Origin of the sequence: Streptomyces griseicoloratus (assembly GCF_014534645.1) — a bacterium.
Taxonomy (GTDB): Bacteria; Actinomycetota; Actinomycetes; order Streptomycetales; family Streptomycetaceae; genus Streptomyces; species Streptomyces griseicoloratus.
Genome location: NZ_JACVQF010000184.1, coordinates 25,903 through 50,196 on the forward strand (window position 1 = coordinate 25,903; position 24,294 = coordinate 50,196).

Below are 24,294 nucleotides of genomic sequence, written 5' to 3' on the forward strand. Positions count from 1 at the left end.
GCGGCGGGTCAGGGATTGATGGCGAGTTCCAGGTAGGCCGCGAACAGCACCAGGTGGACGCCTCCCTGCAGGGGCGTGGCCCGGCCGGGCACGACCGTCAGGGAGGCGACCACCACGGTCAGGGCGAGCAGCACCATGTGGGTGGAGCCGAGGCCGAGGACCAGTGGCCCGGAGAGCCAGACGGAGGCCAGGGCGACCGCCGGGATGGTCAGGCCGATGCTGGCCATCGCCGAGCCGAGCGCGAGGTTCAGGCTGGTCTGCACGCGGTCGCGGCGGGCAGAGCGCAGCGCGGCGATGGTCTCGGGAAGCAGCACCAGCAGGGCGATGATCACACCGACGACGGCGTGGTGCAGCCCGGCGGCGTCCACTCCGTCCTCGATGGTGGGCGACACCCCCTTCGCGAGGCCCACCACGCCGATCAGGGCCAGGGCCAGCAGTACAAGACTGATGAGGGCCGTACGCAGGGACGGGGCTTCGGCGTGGGTCTCCACGGAGATCACCTGGCCCTGCCGGGTGATCGGCAGGAAGTAGTCGCGGTGCCGCACGGTCAGGGTCGCGATGAACAGGCCGTAGAGGATCAGCGAGGAGAGCGCGGCGAAGGTCAGCTGTATGGTCGAGAACTCCGGGCCCGGCTTGCTGGTGGTGAACGTCGGCAGGACGAGGCTGAGCGTCGACAGGGTCGCGACCGTCGCCAGGGCGGCGCCGGTGCCCTCCGGATTGAAGACGGCCGTGCCGTGCCGCAGCGAGGCGACGAGGAGGCTGAGTCCGACCACGCCGTTGCAGGTGATCATCACGGCTGCGAACACCGTGTCCCTGGCCAGGGTCGCGCTCTTGTCGCCGCCGTCCACCATCAGGGTCACGATGAGGGCGACCTCGATGACCGTGACGGCGACGGCGAGGACCAGGGAGCCGAACGGTTCGCCGACCCGGTGTGCGACCACCTCGGCGTGGTGCACGGCCGCCAGTACGGCCACCGCGAGGACGACCGTCATCAGCACGACGACCGCCCCGGGCAGATCCCGCCCCCAGGTGAGGACCAGGAGCACGACCGCGACCACGGGCATGACGGTCGTCCACTGCGCCAGGAGCGCCCTCGACCGAGTGATCATGCAGCGATGTTCGCAGAGGTGACCGGAGCTCGCACTCCGTCACGGGCGGCCGGGAGCACGCCCGGAGCACGCGCGCCGGGAGCGGCGGGCGGTCCATGTGCCGCTCGCCGCTCCCGGTGGGCTTGTGTTCCCGGCTCGGGTCGTACCGGTCGGGATCAGGCCTCGACGCTGTCCTTCGAGGCGCCCTCGCCGCCGGCCGCCGCTTCCGCCTCGGCCTGCTTCCGGGTGGCCCGGAGGCTGGTGATCGTGGTGACGATTAGGACGGAGCAGATCACGCCGAGCGAGACGGGGATGCTGATCTCGGGCACGTGGACCCCGGACTCGTGCAGCGCGTGCAGCACCAGCTTCACACCGATGAAGCCCAGGATGACCGACAGGCCGTAGGACAGGTGGACCAGCTTCTTCAGCAGGCCGCCGATGAGGAAGTACAGCTGACGCAGACCCATCAGGGCGAACGCGTTGGCCGTGAACACGATGTACGGGTCCTGGGTCAGGCCGAAGATCGCCGGGATCGAGTCGAGCGCGAAGAGCACGTCGGTGGTGCCGATCGCGAGCATGACCACCAGCATCGGGGTCATGACCCGCTTGCCGTTCTCCTCGATCCACAGCTTGGTGCCGTGGTAGCGGTCGGCGACGCCGAAGCGGCGCTCGGCGGTCTTGAGGAGCTTGTTCTCCTCCCACTCCTCGTCCTGCTCCTCGGCCCGGGCCTCCTGGATGAGCTTCCAGGCGGTCCAGATCAGGAAGGCGCCGAAGAGGTAGAACACCCAGGAGAAGCTGGCGAGGATCGCGGCACCGGCGGCGATGAAGACGGCCCGCAGGACCAGGGCTATCAGCACACCGATGAGGAGCACTCGCTGCTGGTACTGCGAGGGAACCGCGAACTTCGCCATGATCAGGACGAAGACGAAGAGGTTGTCCACACTGAGGGACTTCTCGGTGATGAAGCCCGCGAAGAACTCGCCGGCGGGCTGGCCGCCGCCGAAGACGAGCAGGCCGAAACCGAAGAGACAGGCGAGGAGGATCCAGACGCCGGTCCAGATTCCGGCTTCCTTGATCGATACGTCGTGCGGCTTGCGGCCGATGAAGAAATCGACCGCGATGAGGGCGGCGAGCCCCAGGATGGTCAGGACCCACAGGGTCGAGGAAACTTCCACTACGCCTCCGGCAGTACGTCACACGGCAGATGTCAGCGTCGTCGCTGCCGGAGGTCTCTTCCACCCGCGCATCCGGCGTGCTCGGCACGTCCGGAATCCGCGGGCCGACGCCCCGGGATCTGGCCTGATCCGTATTGACGGGTACGCCGCAGCAGACAGGGAGTACTCCCCTCCGTACGGAAGACAGTACCCCAATCACCAAGGAACGGTAAAGGGGAGGGTAAAGGACGAACCAAAGCCGCTGGTCAGTGGCGCTTTACACACGCTTGGCAAAAGCGCGCGGCGGTCACCGGTCCCACGAGCGGCGGGCCGCGGCGACCTGGGTGAGCACCTGCTGGAGCACCTGACTGCCGGGCGGCACGAGCGGCGGCTCGTACGTCCAGGCGTGCCCGACCCACGGGTCGGCGAGATGGTCGTCGGCCACCGGGGTGAGCCGCAGCAGCGAGCGCCACAGCGGGTCGAGCAGCGGACCGTACCCGGCGGACTCCTCACGGTCGGCGACCATCATCAGATGGACGCCGACGGCCGGACCCTCGTCCGCGAGGTAGCGCAGCTGGTTCACGGCCCGGTCGTCGAATCCGTGCGGGAAGTCGTTGACGACCAGGAGCTGCTGGGCCGTGTCGAGGCCGGGCGGGAGCGAGTCGGCGGCGCCGCCGCGCAGCGCCATCTGGACCAGGTCGACGCGCTGGGTGAGCCGGGCGAGGACGTCCGCCGTCCCCGCGGCGCCGAGAGCGGGCGGGGCGGCCAGCACTCCGGTCTGCACCAGCGGCGCGAGTGCCTGCGCTCCCGATCCGGCCGGGTCGATGACGTGCACCGTGAACTCGCCCGCCGGGTAGACGGCGAGCAGCCGGGCCGCGTGCGCGACCGCGGTCTCCAGAGCGAGGCGCCGCATGTCGTGGGAGTCGGCGAACGTATCGCCGGGCGAGCCGGAACGCCCGCTGTCGATCCACAGACCGCGCTCCAGCGGCAGCCGGACCAGCATGGGGATGCGTATCCGGTCGGCCTCGGGCAGGTGCAGGTCACCCAGCCGCAGCGCCATGGGGATCTCCATGGGCACCCGGTAGGCGTGCCACGCGGGGTTGTCCCAGCGCGCGTAGGCGGGCGGCAGGGCGGGTTCGACGACGTCGGCCTCGGCGATGAGCTGGGCGAGGTCCCGGTCGAACGCCTCCCTCGCCCGGGCCACGAGCTGACCGTGCCGGGCGCGGGCGGCCTCGCGGGCGGCGTCGCCCTGTCCGCCGATCCGGCTGCGCGGGTCGGACAGGACCTGGTCCAGCTCCTTCTCCATCCGGGACTCGGCGAAGTCCACGGCGCTGCGGTACGCGGCCGTGGTGCGGGCGAGGTCCTCGAACATGCCCCACACCTGGTTGTAGAGCCGCTCGTCCATGGACCAGCCGGTCGCGTCGCCCGCGACGGGCCGTGCGGGCTGCCCGGGCTCGGCGGGGGGCGCGGTGGGCGGAGGCGGCGGCGGAGCCGCGTTCTGCCGGCGGGGGTGGCTGTAGTCGATCGGCCCGCCGGAGCCGGCCGGGGACGGCTGGGAGGCGGGGTCGGCCGCACCGGGGCCGCCCGGGTACTCGGACTGGGGGCCGGGCCCGGCCGCGCCGTGGGGATCGTACGGGGATGCCGGCGGCACGGGGCCGGGGGCGCCCTGGGGTGCGGTGGCGCCGTGGTCCGGGCCGGGCGCGGGGGCGGCCGGCTGCGGGGAGCGGTCGCCGTCTGCCGTGCGCTGCGGGGGCGCGGGCACCGAACGGGCCAGGCCCCGGGCCACCGCTTCGTGAATGCTGCCGGCGAGCTGGTGGGCCTGGGGCAGGTCCTGGTCGGCGAGGAGTTCGGCGAGGCCGCCCGCGTATCCCTGTCCGACGGCGCGCACCTTCCAGGCGCCCTGGCGGCGGTAGAGCTCCAGGGCGACGACGGCGGACTCGGCCTCCAGGCCGGTGATGGTGTAGCTGGCGACCTCGGTGCCGTCGAGGCCGGTGACGGCGACGAACGGGGCGGCGACGGCGCCGAAGCGGACCGGGCCCCTCCCGTCGGCGGCGGGCAGGGCCAGCAGCACGCTGACGCGGTGCACGGCGTCCGGCACGGCCTCCAGGTCCACCGCGAGGCGATGGTCGGCGGCGGCCTGCTTGGAGACCTCCAGGCCCGGCAGGACGGGTGCGCCCGGGTGGGCCACCCACTCCACGCCATGGACCTTGCCGTTCTCGTCGCCGAGCGTGGCTCCGGCGACGACCGGCGTGCCGGCCGAGACCCGGATCTCCAGACGGGCCTGGGGAAGCGGGTGGTTCTGCCCCCGCACCAGCTCCGCCGTCATCGCCTGTCCCCCTGTGTCACTCGTGTCGTCTCGTGTGCCGCGTGCCGGTCCCCGCCCGGGGGACCGGCCGGTCCGTGCCGTCCTACAGGACCGGGAGGATCGCCGGCATCAGGTCCTCGAAGGTGCGGCCGTTGGCCGGGGTGCCGAGCGCGGTCATCGACCAGCCCTGGCCCGCGCGGTGCACCTTGGCCATGACCTGCGCCGTGAAGGCGCCGCCGCCGGCCAGCGTGTAGCGGGCGAGCTCCTGGCCGTTGGTCTCGTCGACCAGACGGCAGAAGGCGTTCTGCACCTCCTGGAAGGTCTGGCCCGTGAAGGAGTTCACGGTGAAGACGATCTGGTCGATGTGGACCGGGACGCGCTGCAGGTCGACGAGGATCGCCTCGTCGTCGCCGCCCTGGCCGACACCGCCGACGAGGTTGTCGCCGGTGTGGCGCACCGAGCCGTCGTCGCTCACCAGGTGGCGGAAGAAGACGACGTCGACCGGCCGCTTGTCCGCGAACAGGACGGCGGAGGCGTCGAGGTCGATCTCTCGGGTCCGGGAACCGAACAGGCCGCGCCGGGGAGCCGCCTGCCAGCCGAGACCCATGCGCACCGACGTCAGGCTGCCGCCGTCGTTCTTCTGCAGACTGATGGCCTGACCCTTGGTCATGTTGACGGTCACGCGCTGATTCCCCTCTCGAACTGTCCCCTGTTGCCGCGGCGCCCGCGGTTGACCCGAACACTACGCAGGGGCACCGACAGTGCCGTACCCAGGGCCGTACTTTGTGTCGGTCTTGCAACACAGCGCGTGCCCGCCCGGGCCGTCAGGCCAGGCCGGCCTCCTTCATCTGGCGCAGTTCCTTCTTCATCTCGGAGACCTCGTCGCGCAGCCGGGCCGCGATCTCGAACTGCAGGTCCGCGGCGGCCGCCCGCATGCGTGCGGTGAGTTCCTCGATCTGCTCGGCGAGTTCGGCGGCGGGGCGGTCGGTCGGCATCTTCTCCGCGGCCTTGCCCTTGGCTCCCTTGGCTCCCTTGGCCGCCTTGCCGCCCGCCGCCTTGCCGCCGAGGGCGGGCACGGGGGCCTTGGCGCCCTTGCCGTCCTTGGACTGGCGGTAGCCGGAGCCGAGCAGCTGCTCGGTGTCCACGTCCTCGCGGGCGATCTGCGCCACGATGTCGTTGATCTTCTTGCGGAGCGGCTGCGGGTCGATGCCGTTTGCCTTGTTGAACGCGATCTGCTTCTCGCGGCGGCGGTTGGTCTCCTCGATGGCCTTCTCCATCGCCGGGGTGATCTTGTCGGCGTACATGTGGACCTGGCCGGAGACGTTGCGCGCCGCGCGGCCGATGGTCTGGATCAGGGACGTGCCGGAGCGCAGGAAGCCCTCCTTGTCGGCGTCGAGGATCGCCACCAGGGAGACCTCGGGGAGGTCGAGGCCCTCCCTGAGCAGGTTGATGCCGACCAGGACGTCGTACTCACCGGCGCGCAGCTCCCTCAGCAGTTCGACGCGGCGCAGCGTGTCGACGTCGCTGTGGAGGTAGCGGACCTGGATGCCGAGTTCCAGGAAGTAGTCGGTGAGGTCCTCGGCCATCTTCTTGGTGAGCGTGGTGACCAGGACGCGCTCGTCCTTCTCGGTCCGCTTGCGGATCTCGTGCACCAGGTCGTCGATCTGGCCCTCGGTGGGCTTGACCACGACCTCCGGATCGACGAGGCCGGTGGGGCGGATGATCTGCTCGACGGCTCCGTCGGAGCGGGACAGCTCGTAGGTGCCGGGGGTCGCCGACAGGTACACGGTCTGCCCGATGCGCTCCTGGAACTCCTCCCACTTCAGCGGGCGGTTGTCGAGCGCGGAGGGCAGCCGGAAGCCGTGGTCGACCAGGGTCCGCTTGCGGGAGGCGTCGCCCTCGTACATGGCGCCGATCTGCGGCACGGTGACGTGCGACTCGTCGATGACGAGCAGGAAGTCGTCCGGGAAGTAGTCCAGCAGCGTGTTCGGCGGGGAGCCGGGCGAGCGGCCGTCGAAGTGCATCGAGTAGTTCTCGACTCCGGAGCAGGTGCCGATCTGGCGGAGCATCTCGATGTCGTACGTCGTGCGCATCCGCAGGCGCTGGGCCTCCAGGAGCTTGCCCTGCTTCTCCAGCTCGGCCAGGCGCTCGGCCAGCTCCTTCTCGATGTCGTTGACGGCCCGCTCCATGCGCTCGGGGCCCGCGACGTAGTGGGAGGCCGGGAAGACGTACAGCTGCTGGTCGTCGCTGATGATCTCGCCGGTGAGGGGGTGGAGCGTGGACAGGGCCTCGATCTCGTCGCCGAACATCTCGATGCGGACGGCCAGCTCCTCGTAGACCGGGAAGATCTCGATGGTGTCGCCGCGGACCCGGAAGGTGCCGCGGGCGAAGGCCATGTCGTTGCGCGTGTACTGGATGTCGACGAAGCGGCGCAGCAGCTCGTCCCGGTCGATCTCGTCGCCGACCCGGAGGGGGACCATGCGGTCCACGTACTCCTGCGGGGTGCCGAGGCCGTAGATGCAGGAGACGGAGGCGACCACGACGACGTCTCGGCGGGTGAGGAGCGAGTTGGTCGCGGAGTGGCGCAGCCGCTCCACCTCCTCGTTGATCGAGGAGTCCTTCTCGATGTAGGTGTCCGACTGCGGGACGTACGCCTCGGGCTGGTAGTAGTCGTAGTACGAGACGAAGTACTCCACGGCGTTGTTCGGCAGCAGCTCGCGGAACTCGTTGGCCAGCTGGGCGGCCAGCGTCTTGTTCGGCGCCATCACGAGCGTGGGGCGCTGGAGCTTCTCGATCATCCACGCGGTGGTGGCGGACTTGCCGGTGCCGGTGGCACCGAGCAGGACGACGTCCTTCTCGCCTGCTTCGATGCGCCGGGCGAGCTCGGCGATGGCCGCCGGCTGGTCGCCGCTCGGCTGGTAGGGGCTGACGACCTCGAAGGGCGCCACCGTGCGTTCGATCTGGGAAACGGGCCGCATGGGTTCCACCGTACGACCCCGCACTGACAACCGGTCCGGGTCAGCGGTTCTGCGGGGTGCGCGGACGCCGGCGGGCGAGCCTGCGGCGCGGGCGGAGCGGGGACTGGTGCACCGCCGGCCGGCGGGCCGGGCGCGGCACGACGGTGTGGGCGGGGATGCCCGGCTTGTCCTCGACGGGTGCCAGGGCCGGCTTCCCCGCCACCAGCAGCGGATCGAAGATCACGACGACGCCGGCGACGAGGAGGAAGGCGAGCGGGCCGATGAGCATCGGGGCGAGGAGTTCGGCGGGCGACTGGCCGGTGGCCGGCTCGGACGTGCCGTGGACGTGGACGTCCAGGGCCGCCATGCCCGTGTAGTGCATGCCGGTGACGGCGAGCCCCATCACCAGGCTCGCGCCCACGCTCCACAGGAAGCCGCGGACCTGTCCGGCGGCCCACAGGGCCGCGGTGGCCGCGGCCATGGCTATGACCACGGACACGGCCACGGTGAACGTGTTGTACTCCAGTTCTCCGTCCAGGCTCATGCCGGCCATGCCCAGGTAGTGCATGGACGCGATGCCCAGGCCGGTGATCGTGCCGCCGGTGAACAGGGCCGCTCCGCGGGCGCCCCGGTAGCCGACGATGAAGATCCCCACGCCCACCATCACGATCGCGAGGGCCAGGCTCGCGAACGTCATCGGCCCGTCGTAGCGGATCGGCGTGTGTTCGACCGTGAAGCCCATCATCGCGATGAAGTGCATGGTCCAGATGCCGGAGCCGATCGCCGCGGAGCCGAGGGCGAGCCACCCGGGACGCCAGGACCGGGCGACCAGCATGGACCTCGTGGTGCAGCGCAGGCCGAGGGCACCGCCCAGGCAGGCCATGAGGTAGGCCACCAGCGGTGTGACGAGTCCGTAGCTGAATCCGTCGACCGTGCCTTGCATGCGCGGCTACCCTTCCGCCCTGTTGCGTCCTGGAGTGTCCTGATGTGCGCCCCCTCCCAGGACCGCGGAGTGCGGTCAGGGTTGAGGCAGAGAGTATGACTGCCACCGGAATGGTCGAACGATTCTCCGGCAAAGAATCACGGCCCTGACGCAGTTGTGCGGCCCCGGTGAGCGGAGTTGAGCGACTCCATTCAGTCTGTGGCCATTCTGTACCCCTCTCCCGTTGACTCACTGCTGTCACAGTGGTGCTGTCCGTGATCGTTCGACGCGAGGAGTACGCATGCACGCGCGCACAGTTGCCGTCACGACCACCGCGCTGATGGCTGCCCTCCTGACCCCCGCCTCTCATGCCCGGACCGACGTCGGCGACGATCGGCCCGCGGTCATCGCCCACCGGGGGGCCTCCGCGTACGCGCCGGAGAACACGCTGGCCGCCGTCGACAAGGCCGCCGAGCTGGGCATCCGCTGGGTGGAGAACGACGTCCAGCGGACCCGGGACGGCGAACTCGTCGTGCTGCACGACGACAGCCTCCGGCGTACGACCGACGTCGAGGAGGTCTATCCCGACCGGGCGCCCTGGCTGGTGAAGGACTTCACCGCCGCCGAGATCGCGCGGCTGGACGCGGGGAGCTGGTTCGGCTCCGCCTACGCGGGCGCGCGCGTGCCGACGCTGGAGCAGTACGTCGAGCGCGTCGAGCGCCACGACCAGAAACTCCTGCTGGAGATCAAGAATCCCGAGCTGTACCCCGGCATCGAGCAGCAGACCCTGAAGGTCCTGTCCAACGAGGGCTGGCTGGACCGGCACCACGTGACCGGACGGCTGGTCGTGCAGAGCTTCAGCGCACAGAGCGTGCGGAACGTCCACAAACTGAAGCCGGCCGTCAGGACCGGGTTCCTCGGCACGCCGCCCGTGTCGGACCTGCCCGCGTACGCGGAGTTCACCGACCAGATCAACCCCTCCTACGGCACGCTGTCCCTGGGTTACGTCTCCTCCGTCCACGCGTTCACCGGGCCGCACGGCAAGCCCCTGCAGGTCTCCACCTGGACGGTCGACGACGCGGAAACGGCCCGGCGGGTCGCCGGGTACGGCGTCGACGGCATCATCACCAACAAGCCCGACGTGGTGCGGGACGCCCTGCGCGGCAAGGACGCCGGCGGCGAGTGATTCCGTCGCCTCCGCGGGGCGCCGCCGCGTCCGCCTCGGCGGGCGTTGTCAGTGGCGGGTCGTACGGTGGGGCGCATGGACAGCGATGGGCAGTACGAGCAGCGGATCGTGTGGACCGTCGTCGGCACGGACATCGGTCCGCTGCTGCTGGCCGCGACCCGCGAGGGCCTGGTCAACGTCGTGTTCCACGCCTCGGAGGCGGTGCGCGACCGGGCGCTCGGCCGGCTGGCGTCACGGCTGGGCGGGGAACCCGTCGAGGCCCCGGACTCCCCGTTGCTGGCGGAGGCGATACGGCAGGTGGAGTCGTACTTCGCGGGTGAGCGCCGCGCGTTCGACCTGCCGCTGGACTGGTCGCTGATCTCGGGCTTCAACCGGGAGGTGCTGCGGGAGCTGGCCTCCGGCGTCCCGTACGGCTCGGTCGTCGGCTACGGCGATCTCGCCGGACGGGTGGGTCAGCCGGGCGCCGCCCAGGCGGTGGGTGCGGCGATGGGCGCCAATCCGTTGCCGGTCGTCGTGCCGTGCCACCGGGTCCTGGAGAGCGACGGCGGCATCGGCGGGTTCGGGGGCGGCGTGGACACCAAGCGGAAGCTGCTCGCGCTGGAGGGCGTGCTGCCCGAGCCGTTGTTCTAGTTGTTTGTTCCAGCCGTGCCGTCCGGTGCCGTCCCCAGCGGCTGGTCATCGGCTAGTCGTAGTGCCGCGCCTCGAAGATGTTGCCGTCCGGGTCGGTGAAGTAGAAGCTGCGCCGGGCCAGGCCCCGGGCGCCGTAGGAGTCGTGCGAGAAGTCCGAGACGGGCACCGACCGCTCCTCCAGGCGGCTGCGCAGTGCGTCGAAGTCGTGCCGTGGCAGTGACAGGCAGATGTGGTTGACCGGGTGGCCCGCGCTCCCGGCCGCGCCGGGCACCATCCGCATGTGCTCGGCCAGGGAGTGCGGTGCGAGGTCGAGGATGGTCTCGTCGTTCAGGCGTACGGAGGGGAACGTCACGGTGCCCGCGGCGTACTCGGTGACCCTCAGCGGCTCCATCCCCACGGCCTTCTCGTAGAAGTCGGCCGCGGCGACCGGATCGCGCACCCAGAGGACGACGTGGTCGAGGCGTGCCGTGTTGTCCGTCATGTCCTCCAGGCTCCCGGCCCCTCCCCCGGGCCGCAAGGGTTTGGTCCGGTGTCCCGCCCGCCAGAGATGAGGAAGAAGCCGACGGACAGGAGGCAGGCGCGTGGTGCTGGTGGTGTCGGAAGAGGTGCGGGAGGCGATCGACGCGCGCCGTCCCGTGGTGGCCCTGGAGTCCACGATCATCGCGCACGGGTTGCCACGCCCGCGCAATCTGCTGGTGGCCCGGGAGCTGGAAGATGCGGTACGGCAGGAGGGCGCCGTACCGGCCACGATCGCCGTACTGGACGGGCGGCCGCACGTCGGCCTCGACAAGGAGCAGCTGGAGCGGGTCGCGAACGAGGACGGCATCCGCAAACTGGGGCACCGCGACCTGCCGCTCTCGGTGGCCTCCGGGGCGAGCGGGGCGACCACCGTGTCGGCGACCGCCCTGCTGGCCTCCCTGGCCGGGCTTCGCGTGTTCGCGACCGGCGGGCTCGGCGGGGTGCACCGGGAGTGGACGGTGACGCAGGACGAGTCGGCCGACCTGGGGCTGCTGGCCCGCACCCGGATCACGGTGGTGTGCGCGGGCGTGAAGTCCATCCTGGACGTGCCGGCCACGCTGCAGCGGCTGGAGACGCTGGGCGTCGCGGTGGCCGGTTACGGCACGGACCGGTTCCCCGGCTTCTACCTGTCCGACTCGGGACTTCCGGTCGACTGGACACTGCACACACCGGAGCAGGTCGCGTCGGTCATGCGGGCCCAGGACGCGCTCGGCGGACCCGCGTCGGCACTGGTCGTCGCCAACCCCGTGCCGCGGGAGGAGCAGCTCGATCCCGCGCTGCACGCGCGCGTGCTCGCCGACGCGCTGCGGGCGTGCGAGGAGCAGGGGGTGACGGGCCAGGCGGTCACTCCGTTCCTGCTCGACCATCTGGTCCGGCACACCGACGGCGCCTCGCTGAGCGCCAACCTGGCGGCGGTGCGCGGCAACGTACGGCTGGCCGCACGCATCGCGGCGGCCTGGACTCGGGCGTGACCACGGAACCGTGCGGCGCGCTGCTGGTGGCCGGCGACGTCGTCACGGACGTCGTCGCCCGCCACCGGGGGCCGCTCGCGGCAGGCACCGACACGGCCGCCTCGATCCGTCGGCTGCCCGGCGGGGCGGGCGCGAACGTGGCCTGCTGGGCGGCGCACGAGGGGTGCGCGGACGTGCGGCTGCTCGGGAGGGTCGGTACGGACGCGGCGGCCTGGCACGAGAGCGAGCTGACGGCCCACGGGGTGCGCCCCCTCCTCGCCGTCGACGCGGCGGCGCCGACGGGGACGGTGATCTGCCTGGTCGACGCCGGCGACTCGGCCGAGCGGACGTTCCTCACCGACAGCGGGGCATCGCTGTGTCTCGACCCCGGCGACTGGTCGGACGGGCTGCTCGACGGGGTGGCTTGGCTGCACCTCTCGGGCTACCTGCTGTTCTCCGAGCCGAGCCGGGCCCTGGTGGCGACCGCGCTGGGGGCGGCACGCGCGCGGGGAGTGCCGGTGAGCCTGGACCCGGCCTCGGCGGGGTTCCTGACGAAGCTCGGCGTCGACCGCTTCCTGTCCCTCGTCGAAGGGGTGGACGTCCTGCTGCCCAGCCGTGACGAGGCGTGTCTGCTCACCGGACTGCCCGATACGGCGGACGCCGCGGCGAAACTGAGTCGGCACGTTCCGCTGGTGGTCGCCAAGCAAGGCGCCGAGGGGGCGTTGGTGGCCCGCTCCGGCACCATGTGCGCACGTGTCCCGGCCGCCCCGGCGGTGCCCCTGGACAGCACGGGTGCCGGCGACGCCTTCACCGGTGCCTTCCTCGCCGCCCTGCTCGCGGGCGCGACACCGGAGGCCGCGGCGGAGAACGGGTGCCGGGCGGGGGCACTGGCGGTCGGCCTGGTGGGGGGCAGACCTCCTCAGGGCAGTTGACCTCTAGGGGCTGCTGCCCTGGCCGACGCAGAGGAGGCGGCAGTGGGCGCGGTCGGCTGCCGCCGGCTCCAGGAACTTGGAACTGCCCGTCCACAGCCGGGAACTAAGCGGAACCCCGCGTTTCCACAGGCTTGTCCGCCGCTCACGTCGAGCTGGCAGACTGGCGCGCCAGGGCGCGGGAAGCGCGGCGCGAGGGGACCCACGCAAGGAGATCCGGATGTCCATGGCAGGGAATCTGCGGAAGGTCACGGGCCTCGGCAGGGTCGGCGGCCTCCGCAAGGTGGCACGGCTGGCCCGCCGGCGCCCGCGCGTCGACCTGAGTCACCCCGCGCGCTCCCCGCTCGGCTCCTCGGTGGTGAACTGCGTGACCTACCGGGACGGTGTCCGTACTTCCGCGGGCGGCGATCCGGTCGACGCCGTGGAGCGGATGCGCAAGCGCGGTACGGGCTTCGTCTGGCTCGGTCTGCACGAGCCGACGGACCAGGAGTTCGCGGGCATCGCGGAGCTGTTCGACCTGCACCCGCTGGCGGTGGAGGACGCGATCGAGGCCCACCAGCGTCCGAAGGCCGAGCGGTACGGCGAGACGCTCTTCGCGGTCTTCAAGACGGTCTGCTACGTCGAACACGAGGAGCTCACCGCGACGAGCGAGGTGGTGAACACCGGCGAGATCATGGTGTTCCTCGGCCCCGACTTCGTGGTCACCGTGCGGCACGGCCGGCACGGCTCCCTGGGCCCGTTGCGCGAGGAGCTGGAGTCCGACCCCGAACAGCTCGCCAAGGGACCGTCGGCGGTGCTCCACGCGATCGCGGACCACGTGGTCGACGACTTCCTGACCGTCATCGACGCGGTGCAGGAGAACATCGACCAGGTCGAGACGGACGTGTTCGCGGAGAACGGCGCGCGGGTGGACCCGGGGCGAATCTACCAGCTCAAGCGCGAACTCCTCGAACTGAAGCGGGCGGTGGTGCCGCTCGGCCGGCCGCTCGAGGAGCTGGCCACCCGTCCGGTCCGGGCGGTCGACCCGGAGATACAGGCGTACTTCCGCGACGTCGCCGACCACCTGCTGCGGGCGACGGAGCAGATCGCCGCGTTCGACGAACTGCTCAACTCCATCCTCCAGGCGCACCTCGCCCAGGTCACGGTCGCGCAGAACGAGGACATGCGGAAGATCACGGCCTGGGCCGCGATCGTCGCCGTACCGACGATGGTCTGCGGTGTGTACGGCATGAACTTCGACCACATGCCGGAGCTGCGGTGGCGGTACGGCTACGGGCTGGTCATAGGCGTGATCTCGCTCGCCTGCCTGGCGCTGTACCGGGGCTTCCGGCGCAACGGCTGGCTCTGACGGGCCGGCGCCCCCGCGACGACGAGACGGCCCCCGGCGACGAGGCAGCCCGAAGACGCCGGCCGGCCCGGGACGCCCCGCCCGCGAACCGCTCAGGCCGGGAACGTGGCGATCCGACGGACGCCGGAGAGTGCGCGCATCAGCCGTTCCACGCCGGATGACGCGGGTCGTCGGACCGCACCAGGACGTCCGCGGTGCCGGAGGGGTCGGTCTCCTTCTGGTAGCGCTCGAAGGCGGGCAGGGTCCAGTGCTCCGCGTCGGGGGTGCGGCGGCGCAGCGCGCCCGGGGAGAGCAGGACGTGCACGCTGAGGTCGAAGGGGAACCAGTGGCGCAGGAGGAAGGGGCCGTGCATCAGCAGCACACCGCCCGGCGGAAGGGGGACATAGGAACTTCGGGTGGCGCGGTCGGTGGCCGGGTCCCACAGATCGGGCAGGACGCGTCCGTCCCCGCCGGGTTCGAGGGGACCGAAGACCTCTCGCCACAGGGCGGCGGTGTCGTACCAGCCCTGGTAGTAGGACTCCACGTCCTGGCGTCCGTACTCCAGCCGGACCGAAGCGGGACGCAGGAAGCCCTCCGTCGCCACGACCAGGGAGGGGCGGCCGCGTACGCGCAGCGCCTCGGAGACCCGTTCGGCGAGGTCGCCCGGGCGGGCGGCCGGGGCTCCGTCGAAGGCGACGCGCGGCCAGGCGCCGCCGTCGGCCGGCTCCAGGTCGAGCAGGCGCTCGGCGAGCAGGTCGCCGAGCCGGTCCCAGGTGATTGCCTCCAGTCGCACAGGGCCATGATGCGTCAGCGGCCGAGGAAGGGCGGAGGCAGGCCGCCCGTGGGTGATGTGCGCGGTGGACGCTCGCGCATGGTGCCGCGCTCCTCGGCCATGGCCACCGCGTCCGTGCGGGAGTTGACTTGCGTGATCGACGGTGGACGGTGCCGGGCAGCCCCCGGCTCGGCGGGTGGGAGCTGACGCGACATGATCGATGGGCCGTACTTCATCCTCACGGTGCTGGGCGTGCTCGGGACCGGTCTGGTGGCCGGGGTCTTCTGCGGCTTCTCGACGTTCGTCATGCGGGGGCTGGCCGCGCTGCCGCCCGCGCAGGGCGTGGCCGCGATGAACGCGATCAACACGGCCGCGGTGACGCCGGCCTTCATGATCCTGTTCCTGGGGACGGCGGTGCTGGCCGCGGTGATCGCCGTGGTGACGTTCGTGCGGTGGCCGGACGAGGGCGCGGTGGAGCTGCTGCTCGGCAGCGCGCTCCACCTGTTCGGGTCGTTCGGGGTCACCGCGGCCGCCAACGTGCCGCGCAACACGGCGCTGCTCCGTCTGGAGCCGGGCTCGGCGCAGGCGGCGGCCCACTGGCCCACGTACATACGCGAGTGGACTGCGTGGAACCACGTCCGCACGGTCGCGTCGGCCGCGGCGGCGGTGGCGTACGTGCTGGCCCTCGCCTGAGCCGGACCCCGCCCGGCCCGCGGCGGCAGGCCGGGGGGAGCCGGCGGAAGCCCGGGGAAAAGGCGGTGTACGGCGCTCTGCGTACGGGGCCGAGCGGACGTATCGTGACCGGAAGGGCGCCGCGCCGCCCGGCGACGCACGGCCCGTCCAGCCGAAGCACGCAAGGAAGACGGCCATGGCCGATCCCAAGGGATTCATGACCACGCCCCGCGAGGACTGGCCGCGCAGGCCGGTCGGGGAGCGGGTCCGGGACTGGAGCGAGGTCTACGTCCCGGGGGCGCTGCTGCCGATCATCAGCAGGCAGGCCGATCGCTGCATGGACTGCGGCATCCCCTTCTGCCACCACGCCTGCCCGCTCGGAAACCTGATCCCCGACTGGAACGACCTGGTCTCCCGGGAGGACTGGCGGGCGGCGAGCGACCGGCTGCACGCGACGAACAACTTCCCCGAGTTCACGGGCCGGTTGTGCCCGGCGCCCTGCGAGGCGGGGTGCGTCCTCGCGATCAACCAGCCCGCCGTCACCATCAAGAACGTCGAGTGCGCCATTGCCGACATGGCCTGGGAGGAGGGTTTCACTCCGCCGCGCCCGCCGGAGCGGCTGTCCGGCAGGACGGTGGCGGTGATCGGGTCGGGGCCCACGGGGCTGGCGGCGGCGCAGCAGCTGACCCGGGCCGGCCACACGGTCGCCGTCTACGAGCGGGACGACCGGATTGGCGGGCTGATGCGGTACGGCATCCCCGAGTTCAAGATGGAGAAGCGGCATCTGGAGCGGCGGATCGACCAGATGCGGGCCGAGGGGACGAAATTCCGTACCTCGACGTCGGTCGGGCGGGACGTCGACGCCGCCGAGCTGCGGGCACGCTACGACGCGGTGGTGATCGCCACGGGGGCGACGGCCTGGCGTGAACTTCCCGTTCCGGGCCGCGACTTGGCCGGCGTCCATCAGGCCATGGAGTATCTGCCGCTCGCCAACCGGGTGTGCGAGGGCGACCTGGAGGCCTCCCCGCTGTCCGCCGCCGGGAAGCACGTCGTCATCGTCGGCGGCGGCGACACGGGCGCGGACTGCCTGGGCACCGCGGTACGGGAGGGTGCGGCCTCCGTGACCCAGCTGGACATCTACGCCCAGCCCGGTGCGGAGCGCGACGAGGAGACCGACCCGTGGCCCACGTATCCGAGGCTGTACCGGCTGTCGGCCGCGCACGAGGAGGCGCGGCAGCTGCGGTCCGCGCCGGCGGCGGATGCGGACGCGCGCCTGTTCGCGGCGTCCACGCTCCGCTTCACCGGTGACGCGGCCGGGCATGTGCGCTCGCTGCACCTGGTCGGGGTGGACGCCGGGCGGCGTCCGCTTCCCGGCACCGAGCGGACGCTCCCCGCCGATCTCGTCCTGCTCGCCCTCGGCTTCTCGGGCCCCGACCGGGGGGACGGGCTCATCGATCAGCTGGGGCTGGAGCTGGGGCCGCGCGGCACGATCGCCCGGGCCGCGGACTTCTCGACCAACGTCCCCGGCGTGTTCGCCGCGGGGGACGCGGCTCGCGGCCAGTCACTGATCGTGTGGGCGATCGCGGAGGGCCGGGCGGTGGCGGCGGCCGTCGACCGCCGCCTGTCGGGCGGCAGCAGCCGTCTGCCGGCGCCGATCGGCCCGTACGACCGGCCGATGACCGCCGATGCCCGGGCGGCCGACAGGCCGGCCGATGAGGCGGCCGGCCGATGAGGTAGTCGATCGATGAGGTAGTCGAAATGAGGTAGTCGACTCACGAGGCGGCCGGCCGCACGCGGTGCCACGGCCGCCGTCGGACAAAAGTGATGCCCGTGGGCCGCCGGAGCCGGCCCACGGGCATCGCTCGGAATCCACCGGTCAGGGCTTGCGCGCCACCGCGCCGTATCCCGGAATGATCCCGTCCTCCTGCCCGGGAACCGGCTCGCCCAGCTCGGGGTGCCACTGGTGGGGTACCGCGATGCCGGGTTCGACGAGGTCGAGTCCGTCGAAGAAGCGGGCGAACTCCTCGCGCGAGCGCAGGGCGAGCGTGACGCCGGCGGCCTTGAGCTTCTCGGTGGCCGCCGCCGACTCCTCGGGCGTGAAGTCGGCCGTCGCGTGGGTCACCACCAAGTGGCTGCCGGAGGGCAGTTCGGACAGCAGCCGGCCCACCAGGTCGTGCGCGCCGTCCTCGTCGGAGACGAAGTGCAGCAGCGCGACCAGCGACAGCGCCACGGGCCGGCCGAAGTCCAGGACCTTCCTGGCGCCGTCCAGGATGGCGTCCGGGTCCCGCACGTCGGCCTGGAGGTATTCGGTCGCCCCCTCGGGCGTGCCGCGCAGCAGGGCCGCCGCGTGGGCCAGCACGATGGGGTCGTTGTCGCAGTAGACGACGCGGGCGTCGGGCGCGACCTGCTGGGCGACCTGGTGGAGGTTGGGCTCGGTCGGTATGCCGGTGCCGACATCGAGGAACTGCCGTACGCCATGCCCTGCCAGCCAGCGCGTGGCCCGGTGCATGAACGCGCGGTTGACCCGCGCCATCACCGGCACCCTCGGGTCGAGGGAGAGCATCTGACGGCCCATCTCCTCGTCGACCGGGTAGTTGTCCTTGCCGCCGAGATACCAGTCGTACATCCGCGCGGGGTGCGGCCTGCTCGTGTCGATCTCGACGGGGTGCTGCCCGCTCATAAGCGACTCCAGGGGGTCAAGTGCCCGCGGCAGAGGGTGATCGATTCAGTTATCGATTCAGTCAATTCGGTGCCATACAAGAGAAGTTACGGAAAGAACGGTGCTTAGAAACAAGATGCAACAGGTGGCACGTTTCAGGACAGCAGGAAGTCCGCCTCTCCCGCCTTCGCTCCTTCTATGAAGGCCGTCATCTCGGCGGATGTGTAGATCAGCGCCGGGCCGTCGGGGTCGGTGGACTGCCGTACGGCGATCCGGCCGTCGGCGAGTTTCATCGCCTCCAGGCAGTTGCCCCCGTTGCCGCCGCTCCATGGCTTGTGCCAGCCCTCGCTGCCGAGTTCACGGGCCGGCATGCCGTTGTAGATCCGCTCGCCGCGGGTCCGCGGTTTGGGCTGGGACGTGATGCGTTCCATTCACAGCTCCTTGCGGAGATCCCGGAGGATCTCCTTCGTGCGATGTGCCGTAGCGGCCTGCGCCGCCATGCGGTCCATGACCTCGAGGTGGGTCGCCACCTCGGCGCGCGCGTCGAGGTAGACGGCGCCGGTCAGGTACTCGCTGTAGACCATGTCCGGGAGTTCCGGCATGGCGAATCGGAACAGCACGAAGGGCCCGTACGTGCCGGGGTGCGGCCCGCTTGCGAACGGGGCGACCTGCAGCGTGACGTTGGGCAGCTTCGTGGCGTCGAGCAGTTTGTCGATCTGGGCACGCATCACCTCCGGACCGCCGACCTGGCGGCGCAGTGCGGTCTCGTCCATCACGACCCACAGCCGGGGCGCGTCCTCGCGGGTGAGCAGTTCCTGGCGTCGCATCCGCAGGTCGACATGGCGCTCGATGTCGTCGGGCCGGGTCTGGCCGATGGCGCCCGAACGCAGCACCCCGCGCGCGTAGTCCTCGGTCTGCAGCAGGCCGGGGACGAAGTGGGGCTCGTAGGAGCGGATCAGGCTGGCCGCGCCCTCCAGGCTGACGTACATGGAGAACCAGCCCGGCAGGATGTCGTGGAAACGCTGCCACCACCCGGGCTTGTTGGCGTCCTCGGCCAGCCGGACGAAGGCTTCGGCCTCCTCGTCGCCGACGCCGTAGGCCTTCAGCAGCAACTGGAGGTACGGGATCTTGAGCGCGACCTCGGCCGTCTCCATGCGGCGGACCGTGGCCGGGGCGACGCGCAGGATGCGGGCGGCTTCCTCGCGTTTGAGCCCGGCGCGTTCCCGCAGGTCCAGCAAGCGCCGGCCGAGGACGACCTGGCCGACCGTCGGCGCGGACCGCGGTTCGCTCAACGCTCCACCTCCTGAAGAGTCCTGGATCCGATCACGCCGGGCGGCCGGCCGCGACGGTGTGCGGACAGCCCGGCGGCGCCATTCGAAGACCGTCCGAAAGCCTGGGCAGACCTTGCGGTGATCTGAAGTGGCGCCGCTCGACGTGCTGTTGCGAGCAGTGTGCCACGCCCGCCCAGACCGTCACACAGCACTCTGCATTTTTCAGAGTGACACTTGCCAAGTTGTTCGCGGCGGGGCGATAGTGGCAAGCGTGATTCCGTCCGCGCCCTTAGGAACAGACGCCACCGCGGGCCCGCTGGGTCTGGGTGCCGCGATGGGAGCCGGCACCTCGGGGGTCCCCGCCGAGCGCCGGTTCCGTTTCGAGCTGGCCGCACATCCGGGCTCTCCAGCACAGGCCAGACGCCTGACACGGGCCCGCCTGACCGGCTGGTCGGTGTGCGAGGACACCTGCGACACCGCCGCCCTGGTGGTCTCCGAGCTGGTGACCAACGCGATCGTGCACACCGCGAGCCGGCACATAGTGTGCGAGTTGCACGACGGTGACGACCTGGTGCGCATAGCCGTGCGTGACGAGGGATGCGCGCCCGGTCAGCCCCACCCCACGGCCGGGCAGCAGCCCGAGGACGAGCACGGCAGGGGCCTGCTCCTCGTCGACGCCCTGTGCGATGCCTGGGGCGCCCATGAGCACGGTCCCGGACTGCTGGTCTGGGCCGAGCTGCCGCGCGGGGCCGATGTGCCACGCGGTCCGTCCGAGCCCCGCGACGACCTGGGCTGGGGCGCCCGCCCGAAGCCCGGCCCCTCTGACGGTACGGGCGAGGACGAGACACCGGGAAGCCACCGAGAGGTGCATCGCGGAACGGGGTCCGCATGGCTGTGAGGGCCGTCTCCGGCACCCGCCCGCTCGCCCTGGACACGCTGGTCCGCCTGCAGCGCGGACTGCGGGGTGCGGGAACCCTCCACAGGCTGCCCGTGCCGGACGGCATGACGGCCCCGCTCGGCTGCGACGCGGTGGCGGTGCCCGCCCGCTTCGGCCCGCTGGTGATGCCGCGGCTGCCGCGCGTCGGGTGCGTGTACGCCGACGAGGCGCACTGGTGGTGGATCGTTCCCTCCGACTCCGACTACGCGCTGGAGTGGCCCGCGCCCGCGCGGTACGCCACCGGCGCGGTCGTCCCGGACGCCCCCGGCGTCCCCGGCCTGATCCACCGCCCCGACGGCACGGTGCCGTACACCCCGCCCATCCCGCTGTACCTGGCCCTGTGCCGGCTGACGGGCACGACGCCGACGTGGTCGAGGCCGGTGAGCGCGTAGCGATACGGAGCAGGCGCACCGGGACCGGCCCACCGGCACGGGTCCGCCGACAGGGGCCCGCCGGCGCGGGCGCACCCGCCCGGGCGTACCGCCACAGACCGGACGCCGCCCAGGCGTACCGCCGCAGACCTGACCGCGCGGCCCCGGACGTACCGCCACCGACAGACCGCAGCCCCCGACGTACCACCACAGACCTGACAGCGGCCCCCGACGTACCACCACAGGCGCACCCACGGCCCAGACGACCGGCACAGGCAGGCCCCTGGGGCGGGCGCCCGACACCGGCGACCGCATCAAGCGGCCTGCTCAAGCGACCGACACGACACCCCCCGACCGACACCCCGCGACCGGCACCCGCGATCGCCACAGGCGATCCACACAAGCCTGCCCGTAGAGGTCCCCGACGGCGGCCGCGCGCCTCGGTCGCTCCCTCCAGGCGCTCCCTCCGGGCGCTCCCGCCCCACCTTCCACCCCGCACGCCCCTTACGGCCCGCCCCGGCCAGGCGTGCGCCCGCGCGCTTCGGCCTCCCCCGCCCGCGCCCTGCCCGGACGCCGCCCGCCCCCGCGATAGTGGCCGTTCGTCCACGTTCGCGGGAGGCCGACGGTGCGCAGGAAGCGCGGCATGGAACCGGTCGGGGTGTCGGAGTCGGAGCGGCTGCTCTTCGGCGGGCCGCTGCGCTACGACACGGGCTGGAACCAGCATGCGGAGGCGTTCCTGGAGCTGGGCTTCCGGGCCATGGTGACCCGGCTGCCGTCCCTGCTGGCGTCCAGCCTGCGGCTCGCCCGGCAGGCCGACGCCCGGGCCGCGCGCACCGTGCTGGCGGCCGAGGTGGGCCGGGGCGTGGCACAGGCGGTGAGCCTGCTGGCGGTGAACAGCGTGCTGGGCGGGCTGACGGCCACCGGCCCGATCGAGGAACGGCTGCGCGGAACCGTCCCCGCGCTGGTCACCGTGGCCGCCGTGATGATGGTCGCGGCACTGCTGCGGGCTGCTTCGACCTACGCCACCGGGCGGCTGGAGCCCAAGGTGGAGCGGGTGGCCACCGAGCAGTACCTGGAGCGGGCGGCGGCCGTGGAGCTGGCCGCGATCGAGGACCACGCCTTCCACAAGCTGCTGGACACCGCCCAGTACGGCGCCGCATCCGCCCGGCGCATGATCCAGTACGGCACGCGCGTGGTGAACGCGATGATCTCGCTGATCGCGGCGGCCGGCGTCCTGACCGTGCTGCACCCCGCGCTGCTGCCGCTGCTGGTGACCATGACGCTGCCGAGCGCCTGGAGCGCGCTGACCCTCGCCCGGCGCCGGTACGAGTCCTTCCACGCGTGGGTGCAGCACGAGCGGGCGGGGCGCCTGCTGGCGAGCCTGCTCATCGAACCGGCCGCGGCGCCCGAGATCCGGGTGCACGGCGTGGGCCCCTTCCTGTTGCGGCACTTCCGCGCGATGTCGGAGACCGCCGAGGCGGAGCAGGCCCGGCTCGCCCGGCTGGCGGCCCGTACGGGACTGGTCGCGGCGGCGTGGACGGGGCTCGCGACGGCGGCGACGTACGCGACGCTCGGCGGGCTGCTGCTGGGCGGCGCGATGGCCCTGTCGGTGGCGGGCACGGCCGTGATCGCGATCCGCACCGGGTCGCAGAGCCTCGGCACCCTCGTCGTGGAGGTCAACGCCCTGCACGAGGAGGCCCTGTTCGTCGGTGATCTGGAGCGGCTGCACGTGGAAGCGGCCGGCCGGGCCATCCCGGCGGGCGGCGCCGCACTGCCGGACGACCCCAAGGAGATCCGCTTCGAGAACGTCACGTTCCGCTACCCGGGCGAATCCACCCGTCCCGCCCTCGACGACGTCACCCTCACCCTCCCGCTGGGGCGGATCGTGGCGCTCGTCGGGGAGAACGGCTCCGGCAAGACGACGCTGGTCAAGCTGCTAGCCGGGCTGTACACGCCGGACCGGGGCCGCATCATGTGGGACGGCGTCGACGCGGCGACGGCGGACCGGCGCGCGCTCGCCGAGCGCATCGCGATGGTGGCGCAGGACTTCAAGCGCTGGCCGTTCACCGCGCGCGTGAACGTGGCCGTGGGCCGCTCCTCGGCGCCGCTCGGCGACGAACGCGTGGCCGAGGCGGTCGCCGAGGCCGGGGCCGAGGACCTGGTCGCGGATCTGCCGCGCGGCCTGGACACCCTGCTGGCCCGCAGTTTCAGCGGCGGCCACGAGCTGTCCGGCGGCCAGTGGCAGCGGATCGGGATCGCCCGGGCGGCGTACCGGCGTGGCCGCATCCTCATCGTGGACGAGCCGACGGCGGCCCTGGACGCCCGCGCCGAGCTGGAGGTCTTCGACAAGATCCGCGCCCTGGCCGGCAGCGGCCAGACGGTCGTCCTCATCACGCACCGGCTGGCGTCGGTGCGCCACGCGGACCTGGTACACGTTCTCGACCAGGGCCGGCTCGTGGAGTCGGGGACACCGGACGAGCTGCTCGCCACCGGCGGGCTCTACGCGGAGCTGTACTCCCTCCAGGCGGAGCAGTTCACCAAGGCGCCGGTGCCCGCCCCGAAGGCGGGCTGACCCCGCCGCTCGCCCCGCGCCTCACGCAGCCGCGTCCCCGGCAGTCTCGCTACTGCGGACGACGACGAGGAACATGTCCGTGGCGAGGTCCATGACGACCTCGGCGGGCAGGCCCTCCAGACGCCGCGCATGGGCGAACTCCTCCGCCGGCCAGGACCCGCGCGGCCCGCCGGCGGGAAAGCGTTCGAGCACCGTTCGCCCGTTCACCCTGCACCTCCATGTAGCGCTGTACTCGTAGAGTTAAACGCCAACCATGGGGCGAACGCCTCGGGAAGTGACGCCACTGAGACGTAGTTGACACCCGTTCACCGCAAAGTGTGAGCGGCGCCTCAGCCGTTCGGGCCCTCGGGTCACTCGGGGTGTCAGAAGTCGTACTCGTCGTGATACCGGACTCTCTCACTTCCCGCGGGCGCCCCGAGAGCCGACGCGCGCCCCTCGGGTTCTTCCCACGCCTCCTGCCGGCCCAGCGCGGTCAGGTCCAGGAGGCTGGTGGTCGAGCCGAGTCCGTCGAGGCCGCGCTCGTACGTCGAGTAGGTGTGGAAGACGCGATCGCGGTCCCGCAGGAAGCAGCTGAGGCCCGGCCGCTCGACGAGTTCGCCCTCGCGTTCGAGGGTCACCTCGAAGTCGGTGTTGAAGTCGCTGACGTAGGACGAGTACCAGGGCAGCGTCCAGCCCATCCGGGCCTTGAACGGCAGGATCTTCGGATACGGCGCCCGGGACACCGCGGCGAACGACGTGCCCCGTGCCTTAAGGTGCACCAGGTGCCCGATCTGGTCGAGGAACGCCGAGCAGCTGCGGCAGCCCGCGTCCCACTCGGGGGCGAACATGAAGTGGTAGACGACCAGCTGGTCCCGCCCCTCGAAGAGGTCGAGCAGCGTGGCCTTCCCGTCTCCGCCCTCGAAGACGTACTCCTTGTCGATCTCCACCATGGGCAGCCTGCGCCGCTCGGCGTTGAGGGCGTCACGCGCGCGTGTGGCCGCTTTCTCCTTGGCCAGTAAGGCCTCGCGTGCCGCGCGCCACTCCGCGCGCGAGACGATCTCGGGAAGCGACATGGGCTCCTCCTGTGCAACGGT

The 24,294-nt window shown here is 71.8% G+C and carries 23 protein-coding genes; 10 read left to right on the forward strand and 13 right to left on the reverse strand.

What is annotated here, in order from left to right; translation table 11 throughout:
• Positions 1–8: 8 nt before the first annotated feature.
• From H0H10_RS11460 to H0H10_RS11485, 6 genes are all read right to left on the reverse strand, one after another.
• Positions 9–1,109 carry a calcium:cation antiporter gene (locus tag H0H10_RS11460; protein WP_188180788.1) on the reverse strand — a complete coding sequence of 367 codons (1,101 nt, stop codon included), beginning with the start codon at positions 1,107–1,109 and terminating at the stop codon, positions 9–11.
• 155 nt (positions 1,110–1,264) lie between these two features.
• Complete coding sequence (locus H0H10_RS11465) at positions 1,265–2,263, reverse strand: TerC family protein (RefSeq protein ID WP_188180789.1); 999 nt, start codon at positions 2,261–2,263, stop codon at positions 1,265–1,267.
• A 286-nt stretch (positions 2,264–2,549) separates the two neighbouring features.
• Positions 2,550–4,568: a TerD family protein gene (locus H0H10_RS11470; RefSeq protein WP_188180790.1), complete on the reverse strand. Its 2,019-nt coding sequence runs from the start codon at positions 4,566–4,568 to the stop codon at positions 2,550–2,552.
• 82 nt (positions 4,569–4,650) lie between these two features.
• Positions 4,651–5,229 (reverse strand): TerD family protein, encoded by a 579-nt coding sequence (locus tag H0H10_RS11475; protein WP_188180791.1) that lies wholly within the window; start codon positions 5,227–5,229, stop codon positions 4,651–4,653.
• Between the two features lie 142 nt (positions 5,230–5,371).
• Entirely contained in the window at positions 5,372–7,525 is a 2,154-nt protein-coding gene (gene uvrB / locus H0H10_RS11480) for an excinuclease ABC subunit UvrB (RefSeq protein WP_188180792.1), read from the reverse strand.
• Positions 7,526–7,565: 40 nt separating this feature from the next.
• Positions 7,566–8,447 carry an MHYT domain-containing protein gene (locus H0H10_RS11485; protein WP_188180793.1) on the reverse strand — a complete coding sequence of 294 codons (882 nt, stop codon included), beginning with the start codon at positions 8,445–8,447 and terminating at the stop codon, positions 7,566–7,568.
• A 280-nt stretch (positions 8,448–8,727) separates the two neighbouring features.
• Here H0H10_RS11485 and H0H10_RS11490 point away from each other — a divergent pair, with 280 nt between their 5' ends.
• Both H0H10_RS11490 and H0H10_RS11495 read left to right on the forward strand, forming a co-directional pair.
• Positions 8,728–9,612, forward strand: coding sequence for a glycerophosphodiester phosphodiesterase (locus H0H10_RS11490; protein WP_188180794.1), 885 nt, complete (start codon positions 8,728–8,730; stop codon positions 9,610–9,612).
• A 75-nt stretch (positions 9,613–9,687) separates the two neighbouring features.
• The gene (locus H0H10_RS11495; RefSeq protein WP_188180795.1) at positions 9,688–10,242 is read left to right on the forward strand and encodes a methylated-DNA--[protein]-cysteine S-methyltransferase; all 555 of its coding nucleotides are present in this window, start codon (positions 9,688–9,690) and stop codon (positions 10,240–10,242) included.
• Between the two features lie 52 nt (positions 10,243–10,294).
• Here H0H10_RS11495 and H0H10_RS11500 read toward each other — a convergent pair whose 3' ends face one another.
• Complete coding sequence (locus H0H10_RS11500) at positions 10,295–10,723, reverse strand: VOC family protein (protein ID WP_188180796.1); 429 nt, start codon at positions 10,721–10,723, stop codon at positions 10,295–10,297.
• 100 nt (positions 10,724–10,823) lie between these two features.
• Between H0H10_RS11500 and H0H10_RS11505 the strand changes: the two genes are divergently transcribed.
• The 3 genes from H0H10_RS11505 (at position 10,824) to H0H10_RS11515 (ending at position 13,988) form a co-directional block, all read left to right on the forward strand.
• Positions 10,824–11,732 (forward strand): pseudouridine-5'-phosphate glycosidase, encoded by a 909-nt coding sequence (locus H0H10_RS11505; protein WP_188180797.1) that lies wholly within the window; start codon positions 10,824–10,826, stop codon positions 11,730–11,732.
• Positions 11,729–12,643: a carbohydrate kinase family protein gene (locus tag H0H10_RS11510; protein ID WP_188180798.1), complete on the forward strand. Its 915-nt coding sequence runs from the start codon at positions 11,729–11,731 to the stop codon at positions 12,641–12,643. The genes H0H10_RS11505 and H0H10_RS11510 overlap by 4 nt, the downstream gene beginning before the upstream one ends.
• A 217-nt stretch (positions 12,644–12,860) precedes the next feature.
• Entirely contained in the window at positions 12,861–13,988 is a 1,128-nt protein-coding gene (locus H0H10_RS11515; RefSeq protein WP_188180799.1) for a magnesium and cobalt transport protein CorA, read from the forward strand.
• Positions 13,989–14,127: 139 nt separating this feature from the next.
• Here the strand turns inward: H0H10_RS11515 and H0H10_RS11520 are convergent, their stop codons facing one another.
• Positions 14,128–14,760, reverse strand: coding sequence for a nucleoside/nucleotide kinase family protein (locus H0H10_RS11520; protein WP_188180800.1), 633 nt, complete (start codon positions 14,758–14,760; stop codon positions 14,128–14,130).
• Positions 14,761–14,952: 192 nt separating this feature from the next.
• On the opposite strand from H0H10_RS11520, the gene H0H10_RS11525 reads away from it, so the two are divergent.
• Together H0H10_RS11525 and H0H10_RS11530 are read left to right on the forward strand one after the other, a co-directional pair.
• Positions 14,953–15,432, forward strand: a complete 480-nt coding sequence (locus tag H0H10_RS11525) for an anthrone oxygenase family protein (protein WP_188180801.1) — start codon at positions 14,953–14,955, stop codon at positions 15,430–15,432.
• 175 nt (positions 15,433–15,607) lie between these two features.
• Complete coding sequence (locus H0H10_RS11530) at positions 15,608–17,143, forward strand: glutamate synthase subunit beta (RefSeq protein WP_188180802.1); 1,536 nt, start codon at positions 15,608–15,610, stop codon at positions 17,141–17,143.
• 144 nt (positions 17,144–17,287) lie between these two features.
• On the opposite strand, the gene H0H10_RS11535 is transcribed toward H0H10_RS11530, so the two are convergent.
• From H0H10_RS11535 to H0H10_RS11545, 3 genes are all read right to left on the reverse strand, one after another.
• Positions 17,288–18,091, reverse strand: a complete 804-nt coding sequence (locus H0H10_RS11535) for an SAM-dependent methyltransferase (protein WP_188180803.1) — start codon at positions 18,089–18,091, stop codon at positions 17,288–17,290.
• A gap of 134 nt (positions 18,092–18,225) precedes the next feature.
• Positions 18,226–18,501 carry a DUF397 domain-containing protein gene (locus H0H10_RS11540; protein WP_188180804.1) on the reverse strand — a complete coding sequence of 92 codons (276 nt, stop codon included), beginning with the start codon at positions 18,499–18,501 and terminating at the stop codon, positions 18,226–18,228.
• Positions 18,502–19,362: a Sco1979 family transcriptional regulator gene (locus H0H10_RS11545; RefSeq protein WP_188180805.1), complete on the reverse strand. Its 861-nt coding sequence runs from the start codon at positions 19,360–19,362 to the stop codon at positions 18,502–18,504.
• Positions 19,363–19,603: 241 nt separating this feature from the next.
• Here H0H10_RS11545 and H0H10_RS11550 point away from each other — a divergent pair, with 241 nt between their 5' ends.
• From H0H10_RS11550 to H0H10_RS11560, 3 genes are all read left to right on the forward strand, one after another.
• Positions 19,604–20,239, forward strand: a complete 636-nt coding sequence (locus H0H10_RS11550) for an ATP-binding protein (RefSeq protein WP_188180806.1) — start codon at positions 19,604–19,606, stop codon at positions 20,237–20,239.
• On the forward strand, positions 20,230–20,670 hold the full coding sequence (locus tag H0H10_RS11555; protein ID WP_188180807.1) for a hypothetical protein: 441 nt from the start codon (positions 20,230–20,232) through the stop codon (positions 20,668–20,670). The genes H0H10_RS11550 and H0H10_RS11555 overlap by 10 nt, the downstream gene beginning before the upstream one ends.
• Positions 20,671–21,292: 622 nt before the next feature.
• Positions 21,293–23,221, forward strand: coding sequence for an ABC transporter ATP-binding protein (locus H0H10_RS11560; RefSeq protein ID WP_188180808.1), 1,929 nt, complete (start codon positions 21,293–21,295; stop codon positions 23,219–23,221).
• A 21-nt stretch (positions 23,222–23,242) separates the two neighbouring features.
• Here the strand turns inward: H0H10_RS11560 and H0H10_RS11565 are convergent, their stop codons facing one another.
• Together H0H10_RS11565 and H0H10_RS11570 are read right to left on the reverse strand one after the other, a co-directional pair.
• Positions 23,243–23,428, reverse strand: coding sequence for a DUF8839 family protein (locus tag H0H10_RS11565; protein WP_188180809.1), 186 nt, complete (start codon positions 23,426–23,428; stop codon positions 23,243–23,245).
• A gap of 155 nt (positions 23,429–23,583) precedes the next feature.
• The gene (locus H0H10_RS11570; RefSeq protein WP_188180810.1) at positions 23,584–24,273 is read right to left on the reverse strand and encodes a DUF899 domain-containing protein; all 690 of its coding nucleotides are present in this window, start codon (positions 24,271–24,273) and stop codon (positions 23,584–23,586) included.
• Positions 24,274–24,294 lie beyond the last annotated feature (21 nt).

Bases quoted from the DNA above. Each gene is read 5' to 3' on its own strand.
- H0H10_RS11460 (WP_188180788.1), bottom strand. From the start codon at position 1,109: ATGATCACTCGGTCGAGGGCGCTCCTGGCGCAGTGGACGACCGTCATG.
- H0H10_RS11470 (WP_188180790.1), bottom strand. From the start codon at position 4,568: ATGACGGCGGAGCTGGTGCGGGGGCAGAACCACCCGCTTCCCCAGGCC.
- uvrB (WP_188180792.1), bottom strand. From the start codon at position 7,525: ATGCGGCCCGTTTCCCAGATCGAACGCACGGTGGCGCCCTTCGAGGTC.
- H0H10_RS11485 (WP_188180793.1), bottom strand. From the start codon at position 8,447: ATGCAAGGCACGGTCGACGGATTCAGCTACGGACTCGTCACACCGCTG.
- H0H10_RS11490 (WP_188180794.1), top strand. From the start codon at position 8,728: ATGCACGCGCGCACAGTTGCCGTCACGACCACCGCGCTGATGGCTGCC.
- H0H10_RS11495 (WP_188180795.1), top strand. From the start codon at position 9,688: ATGGACAGCGATGGGCAGTACGAGCAGCGGATCGTGTGGACCGTCGTC.
- H0H10_RS11500 (WP_188180796.1), bottom strand. From the start codon at position 10,723: ATGACGGACAACACGGCACGCCTCGACCACGTCGTCCTCTGGGTGCGC.
- H0H10_RS11515 (WP_188180799.1), top strand. From the start codon at position 12,861: ATGTCCATGGCAGGGAATCTGCGGAAGGTCACGGGCCTCGGCAGGGTC.
- H0H10_RS11525 (WP_188180801.1), top strand. From the start codon at position 14,953: ATGATCGATGGGCCGTACTTCATCCTCACGGTGCTGGGCGTGCTCGGG.
- H0H10_RS11530 (WP_188180802.1), top strand. From the start codon at position 15,608: ATGGCCGATCCCAAGGGATTCATGACCACGCCCCGCGAGGACTGGCCG.
- H0H10_RS11535 (WP_188180803.1), bottom strand. From the start codon at position 18,091: ATGAGCGGGCAGCACCCCGTCGAGATCGACACGAGCAGGCCGCACCCC.
- H0H10_RS11540 (WP_188180804.1), bottom strand. From the start codon at position 18,501: ATGGAACGCATCACGTCCCAGCCCAAACCGCGGACCCGCGGCGAGCGG.
- H0H10_RS11555 (WP_188180807.1), top strand. From the start codon at position 20,230: ATGGCTGTGAGGGCCGTCTCCGGCACCCGCCCGCTCGCCCTGGACACG.
- H0H10_RS11560 (WP_188180808.1), top strand. From the start codon at position 21,293: ATGGAACCGGTCGGGGTGTCGGAGTCGGAGCGGCTGCTCTTCGGCGGG.
- H0H10_RS11570 (WP_188180810.1), bottom strand. From the start codon at position 24,273: ATGTCGCTTCCCGAGATCGTCTCGCGCGCGGAGTGGCGCGCGGCACGC.